Annotated in this window: 24 protein-coding genes; 14 read left to right on the plus strand and 10 right to left on the minus strand. The window is 60.2% G+C overall.

What is annotated here, in order from left to right; genetic code table 11:
- Positions 1–158: 158 nt before the first annotated feature.
- Positions 159–1,166, plus strand: coding sequence for an NAD(P)-dependent alcohol dehydrogenase (locus tag AU182_RS02215; protein ID WP_066960013.1), 1,008 nt, complete (start codon positions 159–161; stop codon positions 1,164–1,166).
- Positions 1,167–1,262: 96 nt separating this feature from the next.
- Here the strand turns inward: AU182_RS02215 and AU182_RS02220 are convergent, their stop codons facing one another.
- From AU182_RS02220 to AU182_RS02235, 4 genes are all read right to left on the minus strand, one after another.
- A complete protein-coding gene (locus tag AU182_RS02220) occupies positions 1,263–3,344 on the minus strand; it encodes a S8 family peptidase (protein ID WP_066960016.1) in 2,082 nt (693 codons plus the stop codon).
- 293 nt (positions 3,345–3,637) lie between these two features.
- Positions 3,638–4,858: an MFS transporter gene (locus tag AU182_RS02225; protein ID WP_066960019.1), complete on the minus strand. Its 1,221-nt coding sequence runs from the start codon at positions 4,856–4,858 to the stop codon at positions 3,638–3,640.
- Positions 4,859–4,894: 36 nt separating this feature from the next.
- Positions 4,895–6,133, minus strand: coding sequence for a glycosyltransferase (locus AU182_RS02230; protein ID WP_066960022.1), 1,239 nt, complete (start codon positions 6,131–6,133; stop codon positions 4,895–4,897).
- 86 nt (positions 6,134–6,219) lie between these two features.
- On the minus strand, positions 6,220–7,053 hold the full coding sequence (locus AU182_RS02235; RefSeq protein WP_066960025.1) for a helix-turn-helix domain-containing protein: 834 nt from the start codon (positions 7,051–7,053) through the stop codon (positions 6,220–6,222).
- A gap of 169 nt (positions 7,054–7,222) precedes the next feature.
- Here AU182_RS02235 and AU182_RS02240 point away from each other — a divergent pair, with 169 nt between their 5' ends.
- Genes AU182_RS02240 through AU182_RS02250 form a run of 3 tightly spaced genes read left to right on the plus strand, consistent with a single transcriptional unit; the run spans position 7,223 to position 10,487 of the window.
- A complete protein-coding gene (locus AU182_RS02240) occupies positions 7,223–9,025 on the plus strand; it encodes an acyl-CoA dehydrogenase (protein WP_066960028.1) in 1,803 nt (600 codons plus the stop codon).
- 32 nt (positions 9,026–9,057) lie between these two features.
- The gene (locus tag AU182_RS02245; RefSeq protein ID WP_066960031.1) at positions 9,058–9,516 is read left to right on the plus strand and encodes a MaoC family dehydratase; all 459 of its coding nucleotides are present in this window, start codon (positions 9,058–9,060) and stop codon (positions 9,514–9,516) included.
- Between the two features lie 56 nt (positions 9,517–9,572).
- Positions 9,573–10,487, plus strand: a complete 915-nt coding sequence (locus AU182_RS02250) for an SDR family NAD(P)-dependent oxidoreductase (protein ID WP_066960034.1) — start codon at positions 9,573–9,575, stop codon at positions 10,485–10,487.
- Positions 10,488–10,597: 110 nt separating this feature from the next.
- Here AU182_RS02250 and AU182_RS02255 read toward each other — a convergent pair whose 3' ends face one another.
- On the minus strand, positions 10,598–11,482 hold the full coding sequence (locus tag AU182_RS02255) for a YicC/YloC family endoribonuclease (RefSeq protein ID WP_066960037.1): 885 nt from the start codon (positions 11,480–11,482) through the stop codon (positions 10,598–10,600).
- 161 nt (positions 11,483–11,643) lie between these two features.
- On the opposite strand from AU182_RS02255, the gene rph reads away from it, so the two are divergent.
- Both rph and AU182_RS02265 read left to right on the plus strand, forming a co-directional pair.
- A complete protein-coding gene (gene rph, locus AU182_RS02260) occupies positions 11,644–12,363 on the plus strand; it encodes a ribonuclease PH (protein ID WP_066960041.1) in 720 nt (239 codons plus the stop codon).
- Between the two features lie 103 nt (positions 12,364–12,466).
- On the plus strand, positions 12,467–14,224 hold the full coding sequence (locus tag AU182_RS02265; RefSeq protein ID WP_082859159.1) for a hypothetical protein: 1,758 nt from the start codon (positions 12,467–12,469) through the stop codon (positions 14,222–14,224).
- A gap of 92 nt (positions 14,225–14,316) precedes the next feature.
- Here the strand turns inward: AU182_RS02265 and AU182_RS02270 are convergent, their stop codons facing one another.
- On the minus strand, positions 14,317–15,084 hold the full coding sequence (locus AU182_RS02270; protein WP_066960044.1) for an exodeoxyribonuclease III: 768 nt from the start codon (positions 15,082–15,084) through the stop codon (positions 14,317–14,319).
- A 123-nt stretch (positions 15,085–15,207) separates the two neighbouring features.
- On the opposite strand from AU182_RS02270, the gene pyrE reads away from it, so the two are divergent.
- Together pyrE and AU182_RS02280 are read left to right on the plus strand one after the other, a co-directional pair.
- Positions 15,208–15,864: an orotate phosphoribosyltransferase gene (pyrE, locus tag AU182_RS02275; protein WP_066960048.1), complete on the plus strand. Its 657-nt coding sequence runs from the start codon at positions 15,208–15,210 to the stop codon at positions 15,862–15,864.
- Between the two features lie 96 nt (positions 15,865–15,960).
- Positions 15,961–16,557, plus strand: a complete 597-nt coding sequence (locus AU182_RS02280; RefSeq protein WP_066960051.1) for a hypothetical protein — start codon at positions 15,961–15,963, stop codon at positions 16,555–16,557.
- Positions 16,558–16,601: 44 nt separating this feature from the next.
- Here the strand turns inward: AU182_RS02280 and slmA are convergent, their stop codons facing one another.
- The 4 genes from slmA to coaBC form a co-directional block, all read right to left on the minus strand.
- Positions 16,602–17,213, minus strand: a complete 612-nt coding sequence (gene slmA, locus AU182_RS02285) for a nucleoid occlusion factor SlmA (protein WP_066960055.1) — start codon at positions 17,211–17,213, stop codon at positions 16,602–16,604.
- Between the two features lie 242 nt (positions 17,214–17,455).
- A complete protein-coding gene (gene argB / locus AU182_RS02290) occupies positions 17,456–18,379 on the minus strand; it encodes an acetylglutamate kinase (protein ID WP_066960058.1) in 924 nt (307 codons plus the stop codon).
- A 39-nt stretch (positions 18,380–18,418) separates the two neighbouring features.
- The gene (locus tag AU182_RS02295) at positions 18,419–20,746 is read right to left on the minus strand and encodes a phosphomannomutase/phosphoglucomutase (protein WP_066960061.1); all 2,328 of its coding nucleotides are present in this window, start codon (positions 20,744–20,746) and stop codon (positions 18,419–18,421) included.
- A gap of 117 nt (positions 20,747–20,863) precedes the next feature.
- Positions 20,864–22,078, minus strand: coding sequence for a bifunctional phosphopantothenoylcysteine decarboxylase/phosphopantothenate--cysteine ligase CoaBC (gene coaBC, locus AU182_RS02300; protein ID WP_066960063.1), 1,215 nt, complete (start codon positions 22,076–22,078; stop codon positions 20,864–20,866).
- A 142-nt stretch (positions 22,079–22,220) separates the two neighbouring features.
- On the opposite strand from coaBC, the gene radC reads away from it, so the two are divergent.
- From radC to AU182_RS02325, 6 genes are all read left to right on the plus strand, one after another.
- Positions 22,221–22,895, plus strand: a complete 675-nt coding sequence (gene radC, locus AU182_RS02305) for a DNA repair protein RadC (protein WP_066960067.1) — start codon at positions 22,221–22,223, stop codon at positions 22,893–22,895.
- A gap of 400 nt (positions 22,896–23,295) precedes the next feature.
- On the plus strand, positions 23,296–23,532 hold the full coding sequence (gene rpmB, locus AU182_RS02310; protein WP_010132080.1) for a 50S ribosomal protein L28: 237 nt from the start codon (positions 23,296–23,298) through the stop codon (positions 23,530–23,532).
- Positions 23,533–23,564: 32 nt separating this feature from the next.
- Positions 23,565–23,720 (plus strand): 50S ribosomal protein L33, encoded by a 156-nt coding sequence (rpmG, locus tag AU182_RS02315; protein WP_066960071.1) that lies wholly within the window; start codon positions 23,565–23,567, stop codon positions 23,718–23,720.
- 234 nt (positions 23,721–23,954) lie between these two features.
- Positions 23,955–24,770, plus strand: a complete 816-nt coding sequence (mutM, locus tag AU182_RS02320; protein WP_066960075.1) for a bifunctional DNA-formamidopyrimidine glycosylase/DNA-(apurinic or apyrimidinic site) lyase — start codon at positions 23,955–23,957, stop codon at positions 24,768–24,770.
- A 61-nt stretch (positions 24,771–24,831) separates the two neighbouring features.
- On the plus strand, positions 24,832–24,990 hold the full coding sequence (locus AU182_RS16610; RefSeq protein WP_193754273.1) for a DUF5993 family protein: 159 nt from the start codon (positions 24,832–24,834) through the stop codon (positions 24,988–24,990).
- 47 nt (positions 24,991–25,037) lie between these two features.
- Complete coding sequence (locus AU182_RS02325; RefSeq protein WP_227718083.1) at positions 25,038–25,610, plus strand: disulfide bond formation protein B; 573 nt, start codon at positions 25,038–25,040, stop codon at positions 25,608–25,610.
- Positions 25,611–25,647: the final 37 nt, after the last annotated feature.

A 25,647-nucleotide genomic window follows, 5' to 3' on the forward strand; every position in this document is an offset into this window, starting at 1 on the left:
TGTGTCTATATCGTTATGGTTGTTCCGAATCAGAGAGTCATGTTGCCACAGGCCGGGATGGGGGCAATGTCCTGAGCGACCGGATTCCGAAATCCGTACGCTTTAATGCAACGTATGACAGCCATTGAACCCAGTTTCTACACCAATCGGGAGTGATCATGATCAATGCCTATGCGGCCGACAGCGCCGGTGCCGAACTCAAACCCTTCAGCTACGAACCGGGTGCGCTGAAATCGGACCAGGTGGAAATCGCGGTTGAGTACTGCGGCCTTTGCCACAGCGACCTGAGCGTGGTGAACGACGAATGGGGCATGACCGCGTTCCCGGTGGTGCCGGGGCATGAGGTGGTCGGAAAGATCGCCGCGCTGGGCGAGGGCGTTACCCATCTGAAAAAAGGTCAGCGCGTGGGGCTGGGCTGGCACGCCGGCTTCTGTGGCCACTGCGGCGAGTGCGATACCGGCAACCAGAATCTGTGTGCCGAAGCCCAGCCCACCATTATCGGTCACCACGGCGGCTTTGCCGATACGGTGCGCGCCAGCGCCGAGAGCGTGGTGCCCATTCCGGAGGGGTTGGACCCGAAGGTGGTTGGCCCACTGTTTTGCGCGGGCATCACCGTCTACAACCCGCTGGTACAGTTCGACATCAAACCCAACAGCCGTGTGGCGGTGATCGGTATCGGCGGCCTTGGCCACCTGGCGCTGCAATTCCTGAACGCCTGGGGCTGCGAGGTGACCGCTTTCACCTCCAGCGACAGCAAGCGGGAAGAAGCGCTGGCATTGGGTGCCCATCACACCCTCAACAGCCGCGACCCGGAAGCACTTGCGGCCGCAGCCGGTCAGTTCGACCTGATTATTTCCACGGTCAACGTGAAACTGGACTGGAACACCTACCTCACCATCCTCAAGCCCCGCGGACGCCTGCATTTTGTCGGCGCCACCACCGAGCCGCTGGACCTCAATGTATTTAACCTGCTGCTGTCCCAGCGCCAGGTCTCCGGTTCCCCGGTGGGCAGCCCGGCCACCATTGCCGATATGCTCGAGTTTGCTGCCCGGCACAAGATTGCGCCGAAAGTGGAGCACTTCCCCATGAGCAAAATCAATGAAGCGTTCGCGCGTCTGGAAAGTGGCGAGGCGCGTTACCGGATCGTGCTGGAGGCGGGTAAATAGGCGGGGATAAAAAAGGCCGGCAAATGCCGGCCAAATCAAGGTGGGGATCTTTGTATTACGACACCTCAATACAAAGAGAGCTCGTGGTGCGGTGCCCTAGGGTGCCGCTTCTGCCTGCAAGGTCACCCCGGAATAGGCACTGTAGCCGCGGATGCTGATATACCAGGTGCCCGCCTGCGGGTTGCTGATGCTGCAGCTCTCGTCGTTGCCCCAGCGATAGGGGCGGCAGTTGTAGCTGCTGGTGGTGGGCTGAGAGCCGTAGCGCACATACAGGTCGCCATCGCCACTGCCGCCACTCATTAGCACTTCCAGCGAACTCATACCGCTGTTCACATCCAGGGTGAAGTGCTGCCAGTTACCGCTTGCGCCGGACAGGTTTGATTCGGTCCAGCCGGTAGCGCCGCCACCGCTGCTGCCCTCGTCGAAACTGCCCACCAGGCTCACGCCAGAGAAGCTGCTGTAGGCGCGCACCATCACGTAGTAGGTGCCGGCCTGCACATTATTGATGGAACAGGTTTCGCTGTTGCCGTTCAGGTAGGGGCGGCAATCGTAGGCCGACGTGGTGGGCTGGCTGCCGAAGCGCACATACAGGTCGGCATCGCCGCTGCCGCCAGAGATCTGGAAGCTCAGGTTGGATGCACCGGCAGGTACTTCGAGGGTGTACTGCAGTTCCTGGCCGCTGGAGGCGGCAAGGCCAGTCTCGGCGACGCCGTTGCTCAGCTCACCATCACCCGGGGTGGGATCACCACCGCCGCCACCGTTGGCCGCATTCACCGCCGCAGTCGCGTCAACAATACCGGTACCGCACTGGCTACAGCTGCCGGGGAAGCTGCGCGCAGTGTTTTTCAGGATGGTTTCCACTTCCGTGGGGGTAATGCCACTGTCTACCGCGTACAGCAGGGCTGCGGCGCCGGCCACGTGCGGGGCCGCCATGCTGGTGCCCTGGTAGAACGCGTAGTTGTCGCTACCCGGACCCTGGGTGCCGCTGTTGAGGGTGGAAAGTACGCCGTTGGAGTTGGTGGACGTCTCACCGCCCGGTGCGGCCACGTCCACCACGCTGCCGTAGTTGGAGTAGTAGGCACGGCTGCCGGCGCGGTTGGTAGAGGCCACGGAGATTACCCCGTTACAGCTCGCCGGGCTGTAGTTGGCGGCGTTGGCGTTGGAGTTACCTGCGGCCACCACCACCGTGGTGCCGAGGCTGCGCGCGGTGTTGATCGCATTTTGCGTGGTGGTATCGCAGGCACCGCCACCGCCGAGGCTCAGGTTCAGCACCTGGGCCGGATTGGCGTTGGCAGGCACGCCACTGACGTTGCCGCCGGCACCCCAGATGATGCCGTCGGCAATATCCGAGGTGTAACCACCGCAGCGGCCCAGTACGCGGATCGGTACGATTTTGGATTTGTAGGCGACGCCGGCGACGCCGGTGCCGTTATTGGTGACGGCGGCGATGGTGCCCGCCACATGGGTGCCATGCCAGCTGCTGTTGCGCGCCGGCTGGCCGGCTCCACAGGCGCCGGCGGGAGACCAGTCGCCCGGGTCGCGGGCATCGCTGTCGCGGCCATTGCCATCCTGCGCCACAGTCGTGTCGGAGATCATGTCGTAGCCGGGCAGCAGGTTGGCGTTCAGATCGGCGTGCGGGCGATAGCCGGTGTCGATCACACCCACCACAACGCCCTCACCCTGGGTGACGTCCCAGGCACTTGGCAGGTTGAGGCCGCCGGTGGCTTCAAAGTAATGCCACTGCTGGTTGTAGTTGGCATCGTTGGGGGTGGCCATAGGCTGCATCAGGCGGTCGGGTTCTGCATATTCCACCTGCGGGTCCTGTTGCAGGCGGGCGATGATGGCGTTCAATTCTGCCTTGTTTGCGCGCTTTTCCAGTTTCATCAACTGGGCGCCGGTGGCGAGACGACGCATATGCTTGAAGCGATGGCCGGCGGTCTGGGCAACCCGGTCCATTGCGGTCTGCGACATAGACATGGCATTGGCGCCGGGCAGCGTATTTTTGTATTTGACGATAATGCGGTCGGTGATCACTTCATCGGCCGCCACGGACATGGCCGATAACTCCGGTTCCACCGCCTGGGCGGAAAAGCTGACACCGAAGGTGGTCGTTAGCAAAAGCGTGGCCGCGCCGAGCACGGCGCCGGGCCCTGGTCTAAGTAATGCTGATAATTTCATTGTTGCGAATTTCTCCATAATTATTTTTATCGACGGAGCTGGATAGAGCCGCCGCTAAATACCGCGGAAATCCTGAGCGGCAACCCGCGAGAAATGTCGCAATTGTGTTGCGGATTAATCTCGCTGGGTCTTGGTTTAACGAGGAGAATGATTGCGGCCACAATCGTATAACAGGACAACTCTTTGGAATTCGCGCCAAATTTAGGGTGTACTTGGTACGCTTGTAACCCATTGGGTGACGAGCGTGACGGGGGTCACGCGCGCTGGCATCCATTTTGTTTTCAGACGAACGTTTAGCGGTTCTGATCCGTGACTGTGGGCGACCGCCGCAGTGACAGAATAAAACCCAGCAGGCCGAACACCGGCCCGGGCAGCAGTAACCAGACGGCATCCGGCCCGCTCAGCTCAAACAGTGCACTGACCCCGGCGATTGAAATGACAGAAATGGCGAAGCCGATCGCGTTTTGAATGGCCAGTGCAGCGCCCACCAGTTGTCGTGGACAGGCGGCTGCAGCAAGCGCAGAAAACTGGGGAGAATCCGCAATCACCGTGGCCCCCCAGATCAACAGCAAAATCACAAGCGAGATTGCCGGTAAAGCATCCCACAGCAGAGCAAAAATCAGCGCACAGCAACCAGAGGCGGCCAGTGCGCCCAGCGCCACCGGCGCGCTGCCAATTTTGCGGGACAAGGCACCGCCCACCACACAGCCCAGCGCACCGATCGCAATAATGCCGAATGACAGGCCGGCAACGCCCATGCCGGGAAACTGTTCAATTAATAAGGTGCTGGACACCACAAGTGGCACCACTGTCCAGAAGGCGTAGAGCTCCCACATATGCCCGAAATAACCGAGTGCGGCAGCGCGGAACATGGGAATACGAAACGCCTGTAAGACCGCCGGCGTATGAAAGCCTGGTCGCGAGTGCGGTGTTGGGATTGTTCTCGCTGGCTGTGGCAGATACGGGCCCTCCCCCAGTCGCGCAATCCACAGCGCGGCGAGTAGCGCAAGTAGCGAGGACACACTGACAACCCACTGCCACGGCAGTGTCGCGCCGACTTCCCGCAGCCCGTGGGGCAGCGCGGTGCCCAGAGTCAGCATTGCCACCAGTAGCGCCAGCGCCGCACCGGCCCGCTCTGGCGCCCAGCTCACCACCAGCTTCATACCCATGGGATAAATTCCGGCAAGGCAGATACCGACCAGAAAACGGAATACCAGCGCACTGCCCAGCCCATCGGCCAACCAGGCAAAGCACCCGTTGAACAGGGCACCTGCAAGGGCGCTCACCGCAAAAATACGACTCGCACGAAAACGATCGGCGATACCGCCAAGAGCGAGAGTCAGGGTGCCGAGAATAAATCCGCATTGCACGGCATTCGTCAGCCAACCCATATCCGCAGCGGTCACCTGCCAGCGCAGGGCAAGATCATCGGCGGCACCGTTGGCACTGAACCACAGGGAGGTGCCGAAGAGCTGCGCGAGCGCAATCAGCGTAACGGGGCCAAACAGTCGCATGGAATCGAAGCCTGTTCTGGGCGCGGGAGCCGGGAATTACCCGTTGCCCGGCAATTGGTTTTTCGCCTCGATCCAGCGACTCATGAACTCTTCCGCGCGGTGTTCGGTGCGCCGCAAAATGCGGCCCCAGATATTGCGATTGCGATGGGCGTCGAGATCGGCCGTCACCGACGCCACGCGCTCGATCAAGTCACGTGCATGGGGCGCATGGGAAAAACCGGAGACCAGTGCGCGAGTACCCGCATCCTGCACTGTCTGCCAGCGCTCCTGGTTCTGGTAAATGTCTGCGGCAATCTTGGCAAACTGATCCGGTTCTTCCGTCAGCGGGTATCCCCAGGCATCGTCGTCCGCCATCGACTCGGCACCGATCGGGGTAGTGATGGTAGGCGTACCGGCAAGCCAGCCATCGAGAATTTTGCCCTTCTGCCCCGCGCCGAAGCGCAGCGGTGCCAGGTTCAGCCGGTAGCGTGCGAGCGTCGCAAGTGCGTCGTCGGTGCGGCCGATGATGCGCAGGCCGGCTTTGGGGTTGTGGAAACGCTGCATGGCGTGGTCCGCATAGGCGCCATACACATGGCACTCCACACCGGGCAGCAACGCGCGCAGCTGCGGCCAGACCGCCTCGGCAAACCAGCTCACCGCATCCCGATTGGGTGCGTGCTTGAAACCGCCGATCATCGCCACATGTTCACGCTCCGCGAAACCGGGCAGCAAATTCGGCTGCGGCATTTCCCGCACCAGAAACGGCAGATAGTGCAATTGCCAGTCGGGCAGGCCGAAATGGTTTTTCAGCAGATCCATCTCAACCCGGGAAATCATGATGGTGAGATCGCAGCGCGCCATGGCGGCAATCTCGCGCTCGGCCACCGGATGAAAGAGGTTGAGTGGCTGGCCTGTTTTCAGCGCCAGGTGGCGGGCCTCGCGCAGGCTGTGAAAATCGCTGGTATCCAGCAGCGTTACCGCGCGCGGGCACTGCGCCCGCACCCGCCAGCCGAACTGCTCTTCCATCATAAAGCGGTCGTAAATCACCAGCGTGGGGTCTAGTGCGCGCACCCAGTCGTCGAAGCTGGAGTCATTCACCTCAATCTGGTGTTCGCTGTAACCGGTGTGCGCCTGAAAGGGTGTGGGTTGCGCCGGGCTGGCAATCTCAATGGTGTAACCCGCGTCACTGAGCAGGTCGAGAATATCCAGGGTGCGCCGACCGGCGGCGGTGGAGGCGGGCTCAGGCCATTGCTTGGCAATCAGCAGGGCACGGTTTGCAGGGGTATCGGATAACATCTGCAGGATTATGCCAGTTAAAGCCGGTGCCCGGTCAGTGGGATGGCGCCGAACCGACGCAACCGATATCGGCCCGACTGCGGGTGTCAGTAAAACAGCAGCGGATGTGACAGGTCGCTGGTGAGCGCCTCGCCGAGATCGAGTTCATCACCTTCCGGATACAGGGTGTTGATCGCCAGTCGCGGTTCCGACACATAGGACGCCGGGCCCACGGCACCCACATTGAGGCTGACGTTGAAAAAGTGCCGGACTTTACCCTGGTAGCTCTGTTGCACCCGGAAGCTCGCCATCGGCTCCAGGCCGGAGGCAATATCGGCCCAATCCTCTGGCACGCCCGGATGGGCTGACAGCTCGCGCACCATAGCGTGGTAAATGGGGTCGTTGGTAAGCAATGCCTCTTGCTGGGTGTACATGAGGACCATCGCCAGCATGTGGTGCCAGGGCTCCTGCGCAGCCCCCTCCGGTGGCCGCCGAAACAGGAATTCAAAGTGGTTCTCAATGCGGGCCAGTGCCTCGTCACCGACCGAGTCTCGATAGAAGGCAACCCAGCTGCGGTTCACCATCAACAGACGCCCGTATCGGTCTATCAATGCTGCGGGATAAGGATCCATCGCCTTGAGGGAAAGCAGCATGGCCTTGCGCAACCACCGGAACTCCGGAGCCGCGAAATCGACCGCAGGGCTGCGTGCCAGATAACCCGCCGCGAGGCGCAGGTAACTGGTGTCTCGTTCGCCGAGCTTAAGCGTCTCGCCGATCGCCTCCACCAGCGACTCACTGGGGCGCGCCTTCCCGTTTTCCAGAAAACTGATATGCCGGGTGGAGGATTGCAGGTTCAGCGCCAATGCTTCCTGGCTAATGCCGCGCACCTTGCGCCAGAAGCGCAACAGGTGACCAAATGCCTGGTAAGCCGAATCGCTCATATCCCCCGCCTGTATAAAACCACCATCGCGACATTTGCACCGGCCGATCGAACTTGACCTGACACGTCATGGCCGAGTCTAACAACAGGGTCGACAATACCCAAACATCCAACAGCACAGGCGGCACACATCCGACAACCGCCAGTGCGCTACAGATAACCGGTGACCTATGGCAGCAAAAATACTCAGTGAACGCGACCTGGCATTTATGCTCTATGAGCTGTTCGATACAGAGTCGCTTACCGCGCGCCCGCGCTATGCGGAGCACAGCCGTGAGACTTTTGACGCAGCCATTGAAACAGGCAAGGCCGTGGCGCTGAAGCACTTTCTGCCGATCCGCCAGAAGGTCGACACCAATGAGCCAACCTTTGACGGTGAAAAGGTACATTTGCTGCCGGAAATAAAACCGGCACTGGACGCGGTGATCGAAGCGGGACTGGCGGCACCGGCGAGTGACTTTGCTGTCGGCGGTATGCAGCTGCCGCTGATCGTCGCCAATGTCGCTCAGGCGCATCTGTCGGCGGTCGCCAGCACTACACTGGGCTATATCTCCCTGACCAATGCCAATGCGAACCTGATCGAGGCACACGGTTCCGAGGAGCAGATTGCCACCTGGGTGGGCCCCATGCGCGAGGGCCGCTTTATGGGCACCATGGCAATGACCGAGCCCGGCGCCGGCTCGGGCCTGGCCGATCTCACCACCACGGCTACCCGCGAGGCCGACGGCAGCTATCGACTGACCGGCAACAAGATTTTTATTTCCGGCGGCGACCACGAACTCAGTGAAAACATCGTGCACCTGGTGCTCGCGCGGATAAAGGGTGCGCCGAAAGGTGTGAAGGGTATTTCGCTGTTCATCGTGCCCAAATTCCTGCTCAACGACGACGGCAGCATCGGCGAGCGCAATGACGTGGCACTGGCCGGCCTGTTCCACAAAATGGGTGGGCGCGGACACACCTCCACCGCACTCAGCTTCGGTGAAAAAGATGGTGCTGTGGGCTACCTGGTAGGCGAAGAAAACCGGGGCCTGATGTACATGTTCCACATGATGAACGAGGCACGCATCATGGTGGGCACCGGTGCTGCCCTCACCGCCCTCACCGGCTATCAGTACTCCCTCGACTATGCCCGCGAACGCCCCCAGGGCCGCCTGCTCGCCAATAAAGACCCGGATGCCGCACCCATCAATATCATTGAGCACCCGGACGTGCGCCGCATGCTGCTGGCGCAAAAGGCCTATGCGGAGGGCGCCTATGCCCTGTGCCTGTACGGCAGCCAGCTGGCGGACGACGAGAAAACCGCCGACACGGCAGAGGCTCGCGCCCACGCACATACCCTGCTGGATTTCCTTACCCCAATCATCAAAACCTGGCCTTCAGAATATGGGCCGCAAGCGAATAATCTGGCCATTCAGGTGATGGGCGGACACGGTTATATCAATGAGCACCCGGTGGAAATGTTCTACCGCGACAACCGTCTCAACCCCATTCATGAGGGCACTACGGGCATCCAGTCGCTGGACCTTCTCGGGCGCAAAGTGCCGATGAACCAGTTCTCTGGTTACCGCGCGATGCTCGCGGAAATACGGGCCACTATTGCACAGGCGCGTCAAAGCGAAGTGAGTCTGTTCGCAGAACAGCTGGAAGCGGCGCTGGGCGAGCTGGAGGAAACCACCAGCGCTGTGCAGGGTGCCATGGCGGAGAAAAATCCCGACCTTGTGTTCGCGAATTCCGTCAGTTATCTGGAGATGTTCGGGCATATCGTCATCGCCTGGATCTGGCTGCGCCAGGGCCTCGTCGCCGACGCTGGACTGCAGGGTGACCCGCACATAGAAGACGAAAACTTTTATCGCGGAAAACTGCAGACGATGCAGTATTTCTTTCGCTCTGAACTGCCAAAAATTTACCACTGGTCAAAGCTGGTGCGCGATATCGACAGTACCAGCTTCGATATGCAAACCGACTGGTTTTAATACCTGCCACAAACGAAGAATCAGGAAGCATCATGATCACTGTTAGCAAAGAATCCCTGCCGGACTATGTAGGTATGGACTTGAAAGCCACCGATTGGCACAGCGTGCGCCAGCAACAGATCGACCTGTTTGCCGAGGTAACCCTCGATCATCAGTTCATTCACGTCGATCCCGAGCGCGCGGCGCAAACACCCTTCGGCTCCACCATTGCCCATGGTTTTTTATCCCTGTCGATGCTGTCCCATTTTGCGGAAACCTTTGGCATTGCCATTGAGGGTTCTTACATGGGGATCAATTACGGGTTTGACCGGGTGCGGTTTATTGCCCCGGTAAAGGTCGACAGTCGCATTCGCGCCCAAGCCAGGCTCTCTGCGTGCGAAGAAAAAAACCCCGGCCAGTTCATGCTCAAATTTGACGTCGCCATCGAAATAGAGGGCGAGGAAAAGCCGGCCCTAAAGGCGGAGTGGCTGACCATGCAAATGGTTGCCTGAAGGCGCCCGGGCATACCCGACAAGGCAAGTTCCGATAAATAAAAGTGAGAAAGGTAATGACGGTACGTTTTGAAGGCCAGGTGGCCATCGTAACCGGCGCCGGCAACGGCCTGGGCAAATCCCATGCCCTGGCGCTGGCGGCACGCGGTGCAAAAGTAGTAGTTAATGATTTGGGCGGCGCCCGCGATGGCAGTGGTGCCTCATCTGACGCGGCGCTCGCAGTGGTGCGTGAGATCGAGGCGAGCGGCGGGGAGGCTATTGCTCACGGCGCCAACGTGGCCAAGTTCGACGAGGTTCAGGACATGGTTCAGCAGGCCATGGCCAAGTGGGGCCGCGTTGATATCCTCATCAACAATGCCGGCATCCTGCGCGATAAGTCGTTCGCCAAGATGGAGCTGGCGGATTTCCAGCTGGTGATGGACGTGCACGTAATGGGTTCCGTGAACTGCACCAAGGCCGTCTGGGACATCATGCGGGAACAGAACTACGGCCGCATCGTCATGACCACTTCCTCCAGCGGCATGTACGGTAACTTCGGGCAGTCGAATTATGGCGCGGCAAAAATGGCTGTTCTGGGCCTGATGAATACCCTGGTACTCGAAGGGGGCAAGTACGATATCCGTGTCAACGCGCTGTCGCCCACTGCCGGCACCCGCATGACCGAGGACCTGATGCCGCAAGAATTCCTGGCAATGCTCACGCCGGAGGCGGTCACAGCCGGTGCGCTTGCCCTGTGCCACCGGGATGCGCCCACCCGCTTCATCCTCTGCGCCGGTGCCGGCGGTTATGCCAGCACGCGCCTGTTCGAAACCGCTGGCACCTTCATTCCTGCCGATGCACAAACCCCTGAGAGTGTCTTAGAGAACTGGGACAAGATCTGCGATCAGTCCGCGCAGGCCGAGCTACCTGCCGGTGCGGGGCAGACGGAAAAATTCCTCAAGATGGCAATGGCCAACACCCAGTCGGCCTGAGCGCGTTACCGGTAACGGCCAATTATTTATCGCACTGCAGGCGCGCTGCCGCAGTGCCGATGAATAAAAGTGCTTTCTTTTTTTGGAGCAGTATCCGCGCTACGCACCGGTTACTCGATGTTTTGCACCTGCTCCCGCATCTGTTCGATCAGCACCTTCAATTCCACCGCTGCCTGAGTGGTATCGGTGACCACGGCTTTTGAAGAAAGGGTATTGGCCTCGCGGTTGAATTCCTGCATCAGGAAATCCAGGCGGCGGCCGATGGGGCCGCCGTTTTTGAGTACGCGGCGGGTTTCGGTGATGTGGGCGTCGAGGCGGTCGAGTTCTTCATCCACGTCCGCTTTCTGTGCCAGCAGGGCAATTTCCTGTTCGATGCGGTCCTTGTCGATTTCCTCGAGCAATTCTTCCAGGCGGCTTTTCAGTTTTTCGCGCTGGTTTTGCAGAATTTGCGGCAGCAGTGCACGTACGGTGGTGACCTGCTCGGTAATGCCGGCAAGGCGTGCCTCGATAAAGCCGGCGAGTTCGGCGCCTTCCCGTTGGCGGTTATCCGCAACCTGTTCCAGTGCCTGCTTGAAACCGTCGAGTATGGCGCTGGCCTGCTCTTCCGCGTCGGTTTCTGGCTCGGCGATAACACCGGGCCACTTCAGCACTTCCAGTGGGTTCAGCGGCAGGCTGTCCAGCCCGCCCATGCCCGGCGATACCTTTTTTGCTGCCTTGAGGAGTTGCTCCACCAGTGCCTGGTTGACTTCAATGGCCGCCACTTCACCACTGTTGGCCTTCAGGTTAAGGGTCATCTCCACCTTGCCGCGGCTCAGGGTTTTACGCAGCAACTCGCGCAACTTCGGCTCTAGTGGGCGGGCGGCTTCCGGCAGGCGGAAATGGGGCTCCAGGTAGCGATGGTTGACGGAGCGCATCTCCCACACGGCGGTGCCGGTGGCGTAGTTGACTTCGGCACGTCCGAAAGCGGTCATGCTGCGCACTTTGTTGTTGGCCATAATGCCCTGCTCCCGAAAGATTCGTTGTGCAAATGGGGTGTGAAAAAAGAGCGGCAAATCATAGCACAGGGTGATTGTGTGCTTTGATGGCTATAATGCCGGGCCTTGAAAGTAAATGTTCATACTCTTCCTATATTCCCCCACAGACTAGAGGTGCAAATATGCAGCGACCCAGCGGCCGCAAACCGGAGCAACTGCGCGATGTGCGCATTACCCGCAACTATACCCGCCATGCAGAGGGTTCGGTTCTCGTGGAGTTCGGCGACACCAAGGTGCTGTGCAATGCCTCGGTGGCGGCAGAAGTGCCGCGTTTTCTGCGTGGCCAGGGCGGCGGCTGGATCACGGCGGAGTACGGGATGTTGCCCCGCTCCACGGGCTCGCGCATGGGTCGCGAAGCAGCGCGTGGCAAACAGGGCGGGCGCACGGTGGAAATTCAGCGCTTGATCGGTCGCTCCCTGCGCGCCGCGGTAGACCTGAAGGCACTGGGTGAGCACCAGATCACCCTCGACTGCGATGTGATCCAGGCGGATGGCGGCACCCGCACGGCTTCCATTACTGGTGCCTGTGTGGCGCTGGTGGATGCCATTCGTTATATGCAGCGGGAGAAGATGATCACCACCGATCCGCTGAACAACATGGTCGCGGCGATTTCGGTGGGTATTTACGACGGCGCTGCGGTGCTGGACCTGGATTACCCGGAAGACTCAAACGCCGATACCGATATGAACCTGGTGATGGCCGAGGACGGTGGCATGATCGAGGTACAGGGCACGGCCGAAGGCGCTCCTTTTACCGAGCATCAGTTTGCCGAAATGCTGGCGCTGGGCAAGGCGGGTATCAAACAGCTGATCGAGTTGCAGAAAAAGGCACTGGCTGAATAACCAAACGGAGAAACCGGCGGGTGTTGCCACGGATCCTTTGGAGCCCTGCCGGTTTTGTTTTAGGCTGCTCTCATACGCGCCAACAAGGATTGCGAGAAAGCCGATGAACACAACCTGCCTGGTTTCCACCGTTGCTGTGTTGCTGGCTTGCTCAGCACATGTGTTTGCACAGGGCGTCCCGCTCAAAGTTATTACTGACACCCGCCAAGAAGCCAGTGTAAAGCCCGCACAGGGCCCGCAGGAATCAAGAACCGTACACAAGCATTACGAGGAGCCGGAGGGTGGCGACACGCCCTCGCCCAGTGGCAATATTGCGCCGCGCTTGCAGAACCTGGGCAAACATACCTTTCCTGTCAGCTGCGCCTCGGAAAAAGGCCAGCAATACATCAACCAGGCCATCAATCTGACCTATGCCTTCAACCATGCGGAAGCCGGGCGTTCATTCCGCGAGGCCGCGCGCCTGGATCCTGAGTGCGCCATGGCGTACTGGGGGCAAGCCCTGGTACTGGGTCCAAATATCAACGCGCCCATGGACCCGGAAGCCGAATCGAAAGCGCGCGAGCTGGTGCTCAAGGCCAAATCCCTTGGAAAGGGGAGTGACGCGCGGGAGCGGGCGCTGATCGAAGCGCTGACCCATCGCTATACCGGCGACCCGTCAGACCGTGAGGCAGCTGATGAGAAATACGCTGCTGCCATGGCCAGTGTGGCGAAACAGTATCCGGATGACCTGGACATCGCCACACTGTACGCAGAATCGATGATGGACCTGCGCCCATGGAATTACTGGATGCGCGACGGTACACCCTATGACGGGACCGAAGAAATCGTCACGCTGCTGGAGCAGGTGATGGCCAGGAACCCGAAGCATCCCGGCGCCCTGCACTTGTACATTCACCTTATCGAGCCCACCAACAACCCGGCGCGCGCAGAGAAGGCCGCAGATACCCTGAAAGACCTGATGCCGGGTGCTGGGCATATTGTGCACATGCCGGCACACATCTATCAGCGTGTGGGTCGCTACCATGATGCGGTGATGGCGAATGAGCGCGCCATTGTCGCGGATGAAGACTATATATCCCAGTGCCGCGCCCAGGGCCTGTATCCGATGGCGTACTACCCGCACAACATTCACTTCCTCTGGTTTGCCAACACGGCCATGGGGCGTAGCGCCCAAGCCATCGACGCGGCGAACAAAACCGCTAGCCAGATTTCCGATGAAACCCTGCAGGCAATGCCGATGCTGGCAAGCTTCCGGGTGCTGCCTTACTGGACGCTGGCGCGGTTCGGGAAATGGGATGAGGTGCTGGCACTACCGGAACCGCCGCAGGACCTGTTCCTCAATGCTGCCTGGCACTATGTGCGCGGCCTCGGGTTGATCAGCAAGGGTCAGCTCGACAAGGCGCAAGGCGAGCTCAAGGCGCTACAGAACAGCGTGGCGGATCCGGCGCTGGATTATCCGTTGTTTTCCCCCAATACCGCCAAGCGTATCCTGACCATTGCGCCGGAAGTGCTCGCCGGCGAGCTGGCGGCTGCGCGCAAGGACTACGATACCGCAATTAAGCACCTGAGCCGTGCCGTGCGCCTGGAAGATGGGCTGGTATACACGGAACCGGCGGAGTGGCATTACCCGCCGCGGCTCGCACTCGGCGCGGTTTTGCTCGATGCGGGGCGCGCGGATGAAGCGGAAACGGTTTACTGGCAGGACCTGCAGCGTCGCCCGGACAACGGCTGGGCACTGTTTGGTCTGGCAAAGGCGATGCGCGCGCAGGGGAAAGACGCGGAGGCGGCGTTGATCGATGCGCGCTTTAAGCGCGCCTGGCGGGATGCGGACGTGAAATTAACGAGTTCCCGCATGCACTAGTGCGGTCAGGCACCCGATCGCACACAAAAAAGGCGCAGCGACGGAAAAATCGCTGCGCCTTTTTATTGCGGTCGTTCCGGGAAGCCGGAAGCTCAAACTTCCAGGTCGTAGTCCATGATCACCGGCAGATGGCTGGAAAACCGCACGTTCTTGTTGATGGCGCCGTACTCGATCTTGTTCTTCAGGGTCTGGGAGACGATCTGCATGTCCGTGCGCCAGCCGTCGCCCTGGCCTACCTCACCGCTGGGCCACCAGGAAAATTCATCTGCATCTTTCACCACCCGGCGAAACGCGTCGACATAGCCAATATCGTTAAACAGCTGGTCGAGCCAGCGCTGTTCGTGGCGCATGAAGCCGGGGGTATCCTGATGATCCTGCCAGTTCTCGACATCTGCGCGACGGTGGGCCATGCCCCAGTTGCCGCAGAAAATGAAGTCCCGGCGCTTGCGGCTGATCTTGGCCAGATGCGCCTGCATGTCGTCGAAAAACTGTACCTTGACTTCCAGGGAGCTCTCGTCGGTTGCCACCGGTGCCAGCAGCGAGCCAACGCTCAGACGCTCGAAGTCCGCCTGCAAATAGCGGCCGTACATGTCCACACCATTGGCGAAGCCCATACCGTAGATCAGCGCTTTCGGCTGGGCACGGGTATAGATGGCAACGCCATTTTCGTGGGGGGTGCCTGAATCGAAGAAATAGCTGTAGTAGCCGTCCGGATGGAAGATGGGGTGATCCAGCTCCGGTTCCAGTGAGCGCAGATCCTGCAGACAGATGATATCCGCGTCCTGATCTGACAACCAATCGTAGAGCCCGCGCTGTGCAGCCTGGTGCACACCATCAACGGACAAACTCACTATTCGCATTATTAGCCCCTTACCAGCGGACTGTGTAAAATTGCAGTCGTTATTCGTCTGAACATTTTTCGATTGCCGCTCCCCATTCCGTGGGGACCTTCCTTCACCTTAGCCAATAGTTATCAAATTGCCATGCAGCAGTACCAGCGCGACTTTATCCAACTGGCCCTGGAGCACGATGTGCTCTGTTTCGGGGATTTTACGCTGAAATCCGGGCGCCAGAGCCCCTATTTCTTTAATGCCGGTCGATTCCACAGTGGTGCGGCACTCGCCGCTCTGGGTAATGCCTATGCGGAGGCGATCATAGCCTCTGGAGTGGAGTTTGATGTCATCTTCGGGCCGGCCTATAAAGGCATCCCGCTGGGAGCGGTAACCGCGGTGGCACTGGCGCAAAAAGGCATCGATAAGCCCTTCTGTTACAACCGGAAGGAGGCCAAGGACCACGGCGAGGGCGGAACCTTAGTGGGTGCGCCGCTCAAAGGCAAGGTTTTGATTATTGATGATGTGATTACTGCGGGCACGGCGGTGCGCGAGGTTATGCAGATCATTCAGGCCGAGGGTGCGGCGCCGGCAGGTGTGGTGATTGGGCTGAATCGGCAAGAAAAGGCCGGCGAGGACACCAACCTGTCCGCAATTCAGCTGGTGGAGCAGGAATACAGCATTCCTGTGATCGGCATTGTGGAACTGGACGATATTATTGCCTATCTTAAGGCGGAAGCTGCCAGCGATGTGCTGGTGCAGCAGATCATCGACTACCGGCAACGTTATGGCGTAAGCACTGAGGGCTAGGCCCGCTTGTGCGTTACATTACCGCCGGGCACTAAAGGACTGGTGTGAAAGGTCAAATATTGAGCATTTTATGGAAGATATAGAAAAGAGGCAGGCGTGAAGACCGCAATAGCGCTGGCGTTGGCCGGTGCCCTACTGACAATGGATGTCGGCGCTGCAGACCAGGGGTGGGATGGCAAGAAGCTGTACCGCTATACCAACGAACACGGCGTTCAGGTGCTGGATGATGTGGTGCCTCCCCGATACGTGGCCGGTGGCTATGAAGTGCTGACCCCTTCCGGGCGCATCCTGGAAGTGGTGGCACCGGAGTTGACTGGCAAAGAGCTGGCGGAGAAGAAGCGCCGCGAGGCGCGCCTGGAGGCCGACCTGCAACTTCTGCGGCGTTACAACAGCATCGCCGACATCGAATCCGCGCGTAAGCGCAAGCTCGCCATCGTGCGGCAGGATATAGCGATCCTGCGCTCCAATATTGCGTCCCTGAATCGTCAGGTTCAGAGCGAGGAGTCGGCGGCGGCGCGCACCCAGCGCAACGGCGGTACCGTGTCAGCGGAACTGTTGGAGCGCATCAAGGCCCTGCGCGAGGAAGTCAACGTGGTCAACGAGCGTCTGTCACTGCGTGAGAAAGAAGCGGTGGCGATCAACAGTGAGTTTGATCAGGCGGCCAGCCGTTACCAGGAAATCGCCGGCAAGTAAGCCAGCCGGTTTTACCTCTATCTGGGGGGCCGTTCTGGCCCCGCTCAGTTTTGCGCAGTCAGCGCACTCTCCCTGAAGAACCCCGCAACCAGTACCGGCCATTGCTCCGTCCAGTGTTCGGTGGGCTTTCGTTTAAAACCGCTGCGCACGTATTGCACGATGCGTCCTTCGGCGCTGGCCAGCAGCAGGTTGGCCGCAGCGGTCAACGGAATGGCGGGGCGCAATTGCTCGCGCAGCTCCGCTTCCCGCAGGATTTGCTTGAGCTGGGTTTCCAGGCGATCGAACAATTGCAGAATGCGACTGTGCAGGCGCTCGGTTTCACCGGTCAGCGCATCGCCGGTGAGCAGGCGGGTGATTCCCGGGTTGCGCTCACAAAATGCGAGCAGCAGGTGCAGGATTTTCTGGCAGCGGGCGAGCGCGCTCGGTTCATCCTGCATGATGATCTTGATGCGGCTGAAGATGGTCTCTTCGATAAACTCGATGAGGCCTTCGAACATCTTGGATTTGCTGGGGAAGTGGCGGTAGAGGGCGGCTTCCGAGAAACCCACCTCTTTGGCCAGGGCGGCGGTAGTAATGCGGGCGCCGGGGCTGGCTTCCAGCATATGGGCGAGCGCCTGGAGAATCTGCTGGCGCCGGTTTATTTTTTCGCTGCTCATGAACTGCCTTTGCCCGGGTATTCAGCCGGGATCTGCTTTTGTTGTTGTGCCGGTTTGGCGTGTGTCGTGCGACCTGTGCAGCAGGTGTGAGCTGGGGCGTCAGAAGCCCGCAATTTGCTGCTGGAAGCGGTCGTCGAAAAGCTTCTCGTCCGGCGCCAGAATCCTAACGATTCGGCGCCGCGGCATCAATTGTTAGTGATCGTTAACACCGGTTCTGTGACCCGTGTCACGCCACCGCTCGATCAATCTTCGCCCACTTTACTGTCGAAATCGGCATTGCTGATCAGGGTGCCGACGCCGGTATCGGTAAAGATTTCCAGCAGTACCGCATGGGGTACCCGGCCGTCGATGATATGCGCGGAGGTAACACCGGCTTTAACGGCGTCCAGTGCGCAGGCGATTTTCGGCAGCATACCGCCGTAGATGGTGCCGTCGGCGATAAGCCCGTCCACTTCCAGGGTGGAAAGCCCGGTGAGCACCTCCCCTTGCTTGTCCTGCAGCCCCGCCACATTGGTGAGCAGCATCAGCTTTTCCGCTTTCAGGTATTCCGCGATTTTGCCCGCGACCAAATCGGCGTTGATGTTGTACGACTCGCCATTGTTGCCTACCCCGATGGGGGCGATCACCGGGATAAAGTCGCTGTTGATGAGCATGTCGATCACGCCGGTGTCCACGCTCTCCACCTCGCCCACATGGCCGATGTCGATGATCTCCGACGCATGCAGGCCGGCGCTGTCTTCCGGCCGGCGCAGCTTGCGCGCGCGGATCAGCAGGCCGTCTTTGCCGGTCACGCCCACCGCGCGGCCACCATTTTTGTTGATCAGGTTGACGATCTGTTTGTTCACGGTACCGCCAAGCACCATTTCCACCACGTCCATGGTTTCACTGTCGGTGACACGCATGCCGTCCACAAAGCGCGACTCGATACTGAGCTTATTCAGCAGGTCGCCGATTTGCGGTCCACCACCGTGCACCACCACCGGGTTCATGCCCACCAGTTTCATCAGGATCACGTCGCGGGCGAAGCTGTTCTGCAGCGCTTCGTCCACCATGGCGTTGCCGCCGAACTTGACCACCACGGTCTTACCGATGAAGCGCTGGATGTAGGGCAGGGCTTCATTCAGAACTTGCGCAACGCGCAGGGCGGATTTCTGATCCAGGGACATAGCGTTTTCCTTACTGCTGTGGGCTTCGGCCCGCCGGTGCTATGGCAGCACCAGGGCCGGATCAATCTTTTGAAGTTGCTGGGCGATCTGGTCGCGAATGCGCGCCAGGGCGGTTTCATCGTCCGCCTCGAAGCGCAGGGTCAGTGCGGCGGTGGTGTTGGAGGCGCGTACCAGCCCCCAGCCATCGGCAAACTCGATACGCAGGCCGTCGATGGTGTTGAGGTCGGCCTGTTCAAACTGGCCCTCGGCACGCAAGCGGTCGATCAGTGCGAATTTGTCCTGCTCGGCGACCGGCAACAAAATCTCCGGGGTGTTTACCATGTGTGGCAGAGATTCCAGCAGCTCGTCGAGGGTTTGCTCCCGCAGGGCCATGATCTCAAGAATCCGCGCGGCAGCGTAGACACCGTCATCGAAGCCGTACCAGCGATCCTTGATAAAGATATGCCCGGAGAGCTCGCCACCGAGCAGTGCGCCGGTCTCCAGCATTTTTTCTTTCATCGGCGCATGACCGGTTTTCCACATGATCGGGCGACCGCCGTACTGGGTGACCAGGTTGGCCAGTGCACGGGTGCTCTTCACATCGAACACGATATCGGAGCCGGGGTTGCGCGCGAGAACATCCCGCGCCAGCAGCATCACCAGCTGATCTGCCCACACGATGCGGCCGCTCGCGGTCACCAGGGTAACGCGGTCGCCGTCGCCATCCAGTGCAATACCCAGGTCGGCCCCTTCGCCTGTGACCCGGGCGATCAGGTCCTGCAGGTTCTCCGGGCGCGAGGGATCCGGCGCGTGGTTGGGGAAGTTGCCATCCACTTCGCAGTACAGTGTGTCCACGGCACAGCCAAGTTGCTCGAAAAGTTCCGGCGCGAGCTCGGAAGTGGCCCCGTTGCCCGCGTCGATCACAATGCGGGGCTGGCCGGCGAGGGCGACGTCATTAAAGATTTCGTCGATATACGCTTCACGTACGTCCTGCTGGCTGTTGCTGGCCTCGCCGCTGGCAAACTGGCCGGATTGCATCAGCGCCCGCAGTTGGGTGAGCTTCTCGTCCGCCAAGGGCCGGCCGTTCATGACGATTTTAAAGCCGTTGTAATCGGCGGGGTTGTGGCTGGCGGTCACCATCACGCCGCTGCTGGTGTTTTTACCCTTGGCGCAGGCGAAGTAGAGCACCGGCGAGGGGACCAGGCCCAGATCCACGGCATCACAGCCACTTTCCAGAATGCCCTCGATCAGGCAGTCCCGCAGCAGTTCACTGCTGTTGCGGCCGTCGCGCCCGATCAGCAGCAGCTTCTCGCCGGCTTGCAGGGCGATGGTGCCCAGTGCGCGTCCCAGCTGATAGGCGAAGGGCTCGTTGATTTCCTCCCCGGCGATACCGCGAATATCGTACGCGCGGAATACGTGTTGCGGAATGTCGGTGCTCGGTGTGCGCATCAGGTCGCGACTTGATGCTTCTTCTAGCTTGGGCGCGGCAGCGGCGGTTGTGGGTGCCCCTTCCGCGACGGCTGGCGCACTGGGGTTTGGCTTGGGGGCCAGGTCGTCTTTGCTCAGGCCTTTTTTCACCGGCGCACGGCCGGAGCGGGCAGACTTTTCCCAGGGCGCAGCACCACCATCGGCGGGCATTGTTTTCCAGAGTCCGAACAGGCTCGCCAGCAGGCCGATCAGGGCGGCGCCGTAAATCCAGCTCGCTGAAATGCTGTGATCTGCGGCGAATCCCGCTGAGGGTGTGAAAGATACCTTGAGATAACTTCCCGCAACGGGCGCGCTGGCCGCCGCACCGCCGGCGGGGTGCACCGGTGAGCGCCACAGGTCCTGGGGCGGCCCATCAAGGAACTGCTGTTGAATCAGAATATGGCCGGTGCGCTGGTCGAGCTCCGACAATGCACGCTCGAACGCGGTGAACGGCTGGCTCGCCAGGAGTACGCCCTCGCCTTGCGTACGCGCATGGTAGAGGCGCCACTGGTTATTGCTGTCGCGCAAAAACTCCGGCTTAGGTGGCTGCTCCATGCTGCGCTTCAACAGGTCGACCAGGGCAAAGTTGAGCGGTGGTCGACCTGCGCCCACGTGCAGTTGTTCGGGGGTGAAGGATTGCAGCGCCGTCTGGCCGATGGCGCTGGCGGTACTGGACGTTTGTGCCGGCTGTAAAGTGGCGAGCTTTCGCTGCTGTGCCGCAAAGAAGCCGCCGAGCTGTTCGGCCTGCTGTTCGGCGACCTGCTGTGCCGCGCGCTGGACGCTGTTGGCGTTGCGCCCATCGACCACATGCGTCATCAGCAGGTATGCGCCGCCCAGCCACAGGGCAGCGGCGAGCAGTGCAGGCAGGCTCATGCCACTGTGCCACAGCGGTTTTTTTTCTGTTTGAATGTTTGAAGCCACAGCTAACTCTTGTCTCCCAGTCTTCTCAGACCAGCCCCCGGACCGGTTCAGTAACTATCTGAATCTTGTGTGTTTCTGAATCTTGTGTGTTATTGCCGATACTGCTTGTTTTTGTTGTCAGTTTGCCGGAAATGCCCGTTCCGCAATGCGTGTGACCAGCTCTGCGGCCAGTTCGGTTTTCAGCGCTGCCGGCAGCGGCAATTCCCCATTTTTGTCGATGATCGTCACCTGGTTGTGGTCGCTGTTAAACCCCGACTGCGGGTCGCTGACATCATTGGCGATGATCATATCCAGGTTCTTGCGCTGCAACTTGCCTGCGGCGTGTTCGGACACCTTCTCAGTCTCCGCGGCGAAGCCGACCACAAACGGTCGCTTAACTTGCCGTGCGGCAATGGTGGCGACGATGTCCGGGTTTTTTACCAGGCGCAGTACGTCACTGTCATTCCCGTCCTGTTTCTTGATTTTCTGCGATGCGACGACGGCGGGACGGAAATCGGCTACGGCGGCGGCGGCAATAAACAGATCGCAGTCGTCGGCGGCGTGCTCTACCGCCGCGAGCATGTCGTTGGTACTGACCACGTCTACCCGCGTGACCCCAGCTGGGGTTGCCAGGCGTACCGGCCCGGCAATCAGGGTGACCTCGGCGCCGGCACGTGCGGCGGCGGCGGCGATGGCGAAGCCCATTTTCCCGGAGCTGTGGTTGCTCAGGTAGCGCACGGGATCCAGCGCCTCGCGGGTGGGGCCGGCAGTGATGGTGACTTTTTTGCCCTGCAGTACCTGCGCGGGGGCAATGGTGCGGGTCAGGCCGTCGACGATATCCATCGGCTCAAGCATGCGTCCCGGGCCCACATCGCCGCAGGCCTGGCTACCGGCGCCCGGCCCCAACAGGGTTGCGCCGCGGCCTTGCAGGGTCTGGGTGTTCGCTTGTGTGGCCGGGTGCCGCCACATGGCCTGGTTCATCGCCGGCGCGAGTACCAGTGGTGCTTCGCTGGCGAGGCACAGGGTGGTGAGCAGGTCGTCGGCCATGCCGGCGGCCAGTCGCGCGATGACACTGGCGCTGGCGGGCGCGATCAGGATTACGTCGGCCCACTTGGCCAGCTCAATGTGCCCCATGGCGGCCTCGGCGGCGGTGTCCAGCAAGTCGGTATGCACCGGATTGCCGGAGAGCGCCTGAAACGTGAGCGGCTGGACAAACTCGCGGGCGCCGGCGGTCATCACGACGCGCACGTTGGCGCCATGATCCTGGAGCCTGCGTACCAGGTCGGCGCTTTTATAGGCGGCGATACCGCCGGTAACGCCAAGCAGTATCCGTTTGTTGGCCAGAGAGGGCATATTCTGTGGTTCCGGAACTCTGAGAGGGCGTAAGATTACCATCTTAGCGCCGGTGGCAATATGGCCAATCGGGAGCGCTTGGTGGCTTGCAGCGGAAGCGAGCGTTTACTTTGACTGATTGGTCTTGTCCAGGGAGGGGGAGATGGCAATTACGGACTGGCCCGCGGAAGAGCGGCCGCGCGAGAAGTTGCTGGCAAAAGGTGCGGCGGCGCTGTCGGATGCTGAACTGCTGGCGATTTTTTTGCGCACGGGCCTGCCGGGTGTTTCGGCGGTGGATCTGGCGCGGCAGTTATTGGCGGATTTTGGTGGTTTGCGGCCTTTGCTGCAGGCGGAGCGCAAGGTGTTCTGTGCCGGCAAGGGGCTGGGAGATGCCAAGTTTGTGCAGTTGCAGGCAATGCTGGAGATGGGCCGGCGTCATCTGGCGGAGGATCTGAAGCGCTCGGATGCGCTGACCAGTCCGCAAGCGGTGCGCGACTATCTGGCCGCACAGCTACGGCACCGCGCCCGCGAGGTCTTCTGCTGTCTGTTCCTCGACAGTCAGCACCGGGTGATTGCCTATGATGAGTTGTTTGAGGGCACCCTGAACGCGGCCAGCGTCTATCCCCGCGAAGTGGTGCAGGCGGCTCTGGCGCGAGGCGCGGCTGCGGTGATCCTCGCCCACAACCACCCGTCCGGGGTGAGCGAGCCCAGCCAGGCGGACATTCATATTACCGGTCGGCTCAAGGATGCCCTGGCCCTGGTGGATATCCGAGTGCTGGACCACTTGATTGTTGGTGAGGGCGAAGGTTGTTCTTTTGCGGAGCGGGGGTTGATTTGACCTCTCCTGTTCGCTCTGTAGGGGCTCCAGTGGCGGCGCCGCTACCGGGTACAGGCTCGCGAGACACGAGCTAGGCGCCCCCCCTCAACCCATCCTTGGGGGCTCTTCCGCGAGGTCCCTCTCGCGGAAGGTCTCGCAAGCCTGTACCCGGTATCGACACCTTTTCATCAAGCGTCGAACTCCGTAGCATATTGGGGTATTCCCCGCCTGCGACTTAAAGTGTCCGCCCAGACAGCAAAAAAGCTGGTCAAAACTTGCCCCACCCAGGGTGTTCTGGTATAAAACGCCGCTCTTTGCGGCCGGGCTAGATTCTGTACAGATCCCGCGGTCCGCTGGATAACGAATTTTGCACTGCCCCGCCTTGCGCTGAGGGCACGAGAGTTTTTAAGAGGCCAATCAGATGTCCAAGGTATGTCAGGTAACCGGTAAGCGCCCGGTAACCGGAAACAACGTTTCTCACGCCAAAAACCGCACCAAGCGTCGCTTCGTGCCGAACCTGCAGTCCCACCGTTTCTGGGTGGAAGCCGAGAAGCGCTTCGTTAAACTGCGTGTTTCTACTAAAGGTATGCGCATTATCGATAAGAAAGGTATCGATACCGTACTGGCAGAGCTGCGCAAGCGCGGCGAGAAAGTTTAATTACTGCTTAACCGCAGATTGGAGACAGAACAATGCGTGACAAGATTCGCCTGAATTCCAGCGCCGGCACCGGCCACTTCTACACCACTGACAAGAACAAGCGCAACATGCCTGAGAAAATGGAGATCAAAAAATACGATCCCGTTGTTCGCAAGCACGTTATGTACAAGGAAGGCAAAATCAAGTAATTGATAGCCTTGCTAGTTCGCGAAAAAGCCCGGTTTTCCGGGCTTTTTTGTGTCCGATAGAAGCTAATAGCTTTGATGCGAAGGCTTCGCTACCGATGACCTTTTGCCAGACCTTCAAAAACATGGATGTTTTTGCAGAGCCCCCAGGGATGGGTGTACGGCGTGTCTGGCAAAAGATCATCGGTAGCGGAGCCGCCACTTAACCCCACTAGTGGCCACCCGGAAACTTGATCGATGCCCGAACTACCAGAAGTAGAAACCACCAAGCGCGGCCTGGCCCCCCACCTGGAAGGCCGCAAGGTAATGCGGTGTGAGATCCGCCAGTACAGTCTGCGCTGGCCGGTGGATGCGGATTTTGCTGAGAAGATTCAGGGGGCGCACATCCAGCGTCTCGACCGCCGCGCCAAATACCTGCTGGTGGAAACCGATCAAGGTCTCGCCGTCTGGCATCTGGGTATGTCTGGCAGCCTGCGCATCGTCGAGGGTGCAGAGCCTGCGAAAAAACACGACCATATCGACTGGCTGCTTGATAGTGGCCAGCGCCTGCGCTTCCACGATCCCCGTCGTTTCGGCGCCCTGCTGTGGACCACCGACCCGATCGACGAGCACGAACTCATCGCCCACCTCGGCCCCGAACCCCTCGGCGACGATTTCCATGCCGACTACCTGTTCAGCCGATCCAGAGGGCGCAAGGCCCCGGTAAAAACCTTCATCATGGATGGCCGCATCGTCGTCGGTGTCGGCAATATCTATGCCTCCGAAGCCCTGTTCATGGCCGGCATCCGCCCGCAGACCCCCGCCGGTAAAATCTCCCGTCCGCGCTACGAGCGACTGGTGGAAGCCATCAAAACCGTCCTCGGCAGTGCCATTCAACAGGGCGGCACCACCCTGCGGGACTTTGTTGGCGGCGACGGCAAGCCCGGCTACTTCGCCCAGCAACTGAATGCTTACGGCCGCGCAGGCCAGCCCTGCCCGCGCTGCCCCGGTACTATCCGCGAACAGATTATCGGCCAGCGCAACACCTTCTTCTGTCCCCGCTGTCAGCGCTGATTGGGAATCTGTCCGCCCTCACACTAGGTTTGAGTCCGATATTCCCGTTGGACGCGAACCCATGATTATGATGTTGCCCTTCCTCACGGCACTCATTTCCGCCTGGTTTACCTGGCGGGGCCACCGTACCACCGCCATCTTCTGGTGGGCGGTCACCGCGGCTATTTATGTGGCCTGGTGTTGCTACCACATGACCTCCTCGCTGAAGATTTCCCTGTAACACACACCGTGAAGCCCGCCCCAAGCCCGGGCCGAGGAAGCTGCGTAGTGATTCACTTTGTTTTTGGCGTGCGCCGTTGGACCGATTGCCTGAACGCCCTGGCGCTGCTCGGCATCAGTGGCGTGCTGTGGTTTGCCTTTGCCTGGCAAATCGTACTCAACGAACTGCCGTGCCCCCTGTGCCTGTTGCAGAGGGTGGCGTTTGCCATGGTCGGTATTGGATTGATGCTGAACGTCAGTTTCGGCAGCCGCCCGGCTCACTACGGAATTGCACTGTTGTCGACACTCGCCGGCATGGTGTCGTCGGCGCGCCAGGTGCTGCTGCACATCGCACCGGGAGACCCGGGTTACGGCTCCCCTTTTTTCGGGATGCATTTTTATACCTGGGCGCTGGTTGCGTTTTTTCTGCTGGGATTGTTTATCGGCGGTTTATTACTGCTGGATCAGATGAAACTGAAGGAGGCGGCCAATGTGCCGCGCAGCCCGGGGTGGCTTGGCAAGCTCGCGATGTATAGCTTCCTCGCCATAGTGCTGGTTACGGTGATTGCCACTCTGTTGGAGTGCGGGGTTGGTCCCTGTCCGGATAATCCGACCAGCTACCAGTGGTTGCCCGGAAGGTGATGGAAGCGTGAGGCGTGTTGGAATCAGGCCGGCGACT

The organism is Microbulbifer sp. Q7 (assembly GCF_001639145.1).
Classification (GTDB): domain Bacteria; phylum Pseudomonadota; class Gammaproteobacteria; order Pseudomonadales; family Cellvibrionaceae; genus Microbulbifer.

What these genes read in the sequence shown, in the direction of transcription:
- AU182_RS02240 (WP_066960028.1), top strand. Translation starts at nt 7,223, where the DNA reads ATGGCAGCAAAAATACTCAGTGAACGCGACCTGGCATTTATGCTCTAT.
- AU182_RS16610 (WP_193754273.1), top strand. Translation starts at nt 24,832, where the DNA reads ATGATTATGATGTTGCCCTTCCTCACGGCACTCATTTCCGCCTGGTTT.
- AU182_RS02235 (WP_066960025.1), bottom strand. Translation starts at nt 7,053, where the DNA reads ATGAGCGATTCGGCTTACCAGGCATTTGGTCACCTGTTGCGCTTCTGG.
- radC (WP_066960067.1), top strand. Translation starts at nt 22,221, where the DNA reads ATGGCAATTACGGACTGGCCCGCGGAAGAGCGGCCGCGCGAGAAGTTG.
- AU182_RS02230 (WP_066960022.1), bottom strand. Translation starts at nt 6,133, where the DNA reads ATGTTATCCGATACCCCTGCAAACCGTGCCCTGCTGATTGCCAAGCAA.
- AU182_RS02250 (WP_066960034.1), top strand. Translation starts at nt 9,573, where the DNA reads ATGACGGTACGTTTTGAAGGCCAGGTGGCCATCGTAACCGGCGCCGGC.
- pyrE (WP_066960048.1), top strand. Translation starts at nt 15,208, where the DNA reads ATGCAGCAGTACCAGCGCGACTTTATCCAACTGGCCCTGGAGCACGAT.
- rpmG (WP_066960071.1), top strand. Translation starts at nt 23,565, where the DNA reads ATGCGTGACAAGATTCGCCTGAATTCCAGCGCCGGCACCGGCCACTTC.
- AU182_RS02225 (WP_066960019.1), bottom strand. Translation starts at nt 4,858, where the DNA reads ATGCGACTGTTTGGCCCCGTTACGCTGATTGCGCTCGCGCAGCTCTTC.
- rpmB (WP_010132080.1), top strand. Translation starts at nt 23,296, where the DNA reads ATGTCCAAGGTATGTCAGGTAACCGGTAAGCGCCCGGTAACCGGAAAC.
- coaBC (WP_066960063.1), bottom strand. Translation starts at nt 22,078, where the DNA reads ATGCCCTCTCTGGCCAACAAACGGATACTGCTTGGCGTTACCGGCGGT.
- AU182_RS02215 (WP_066960013.1), top strand. Translation starts at nt 159, where the DNA reads ATGATCAATGCCTATGCGGCCGACAGCGCCGGTGCCGAACTCAAACCC.
- AU182_RS02245 (WP_066960031.1), top strand. Translation starts at nt 9,058, where the DNA reads ATGATCACTGTTAGCAAAGAATCCCTGCCGGACTATGTAGGTATGGAC.
- AU182_RS02270 (WP_066960044.1), bottom strand. Translation starts at nt 15,084, where the DNA reads ATGCGAATAGTGAGTTTGTCCGTTGATGGTGTGCACCAGGCTGCACAG.
- rph (WP_066960041.1), top strand. Translation starts at nt 11,644, where the DNA reads ATGCAGCGACCCAGCGGCCGCAAACCGGAGCAACTGCGCGATGTGCGC.
- AU182_RS02255 (WP_066960037.1), bottom strand. Translation starts at nt 11,482, where the DNA reads ATGGCCAACAACAAAGTGCGCAGCATGACCGCTTTCGGACGTGCCGAA.
- AU182_RS02265 (WP_082859159.1), top strand. Translation starts at nt 12,467, where the DNA reads ATGAACACAACCTGCCTGGTTTCCACCGTTGCTGTGTTGCTGGCTTGC.
- AU182_RS02220 (WP_066960016.1), bottom strand. Translation starts at nt 3,344, where the DNA reads ATGAAATTATCAGCATTACTTAGACCAGGGCCCGGCGCCGTGCTCGGC.
- slmA (WP_066960055.1), bottom strand. Translation starts at nt 17,213, where the DNA reads ATGAGCAGCGAAAAAATAAACCGGCGCCAGCAGATTCTCCAGGCGCTC.
- mutM (WP_066960075.1), top strand. Translation starts at nt 23,955, where the DNA reads ATGCCCGAACTACCAGAAGTAGAAACCACCAAGCGCGGCCTGGCCCCC.
- argB (WP_066960058.1), bottom strand. Translation starts at nt 18,379, where the DNA reads ATGTCCCTGGATCAGAAATCCGCCCTGCGCGTTGCGCAAGTTCTGAAT.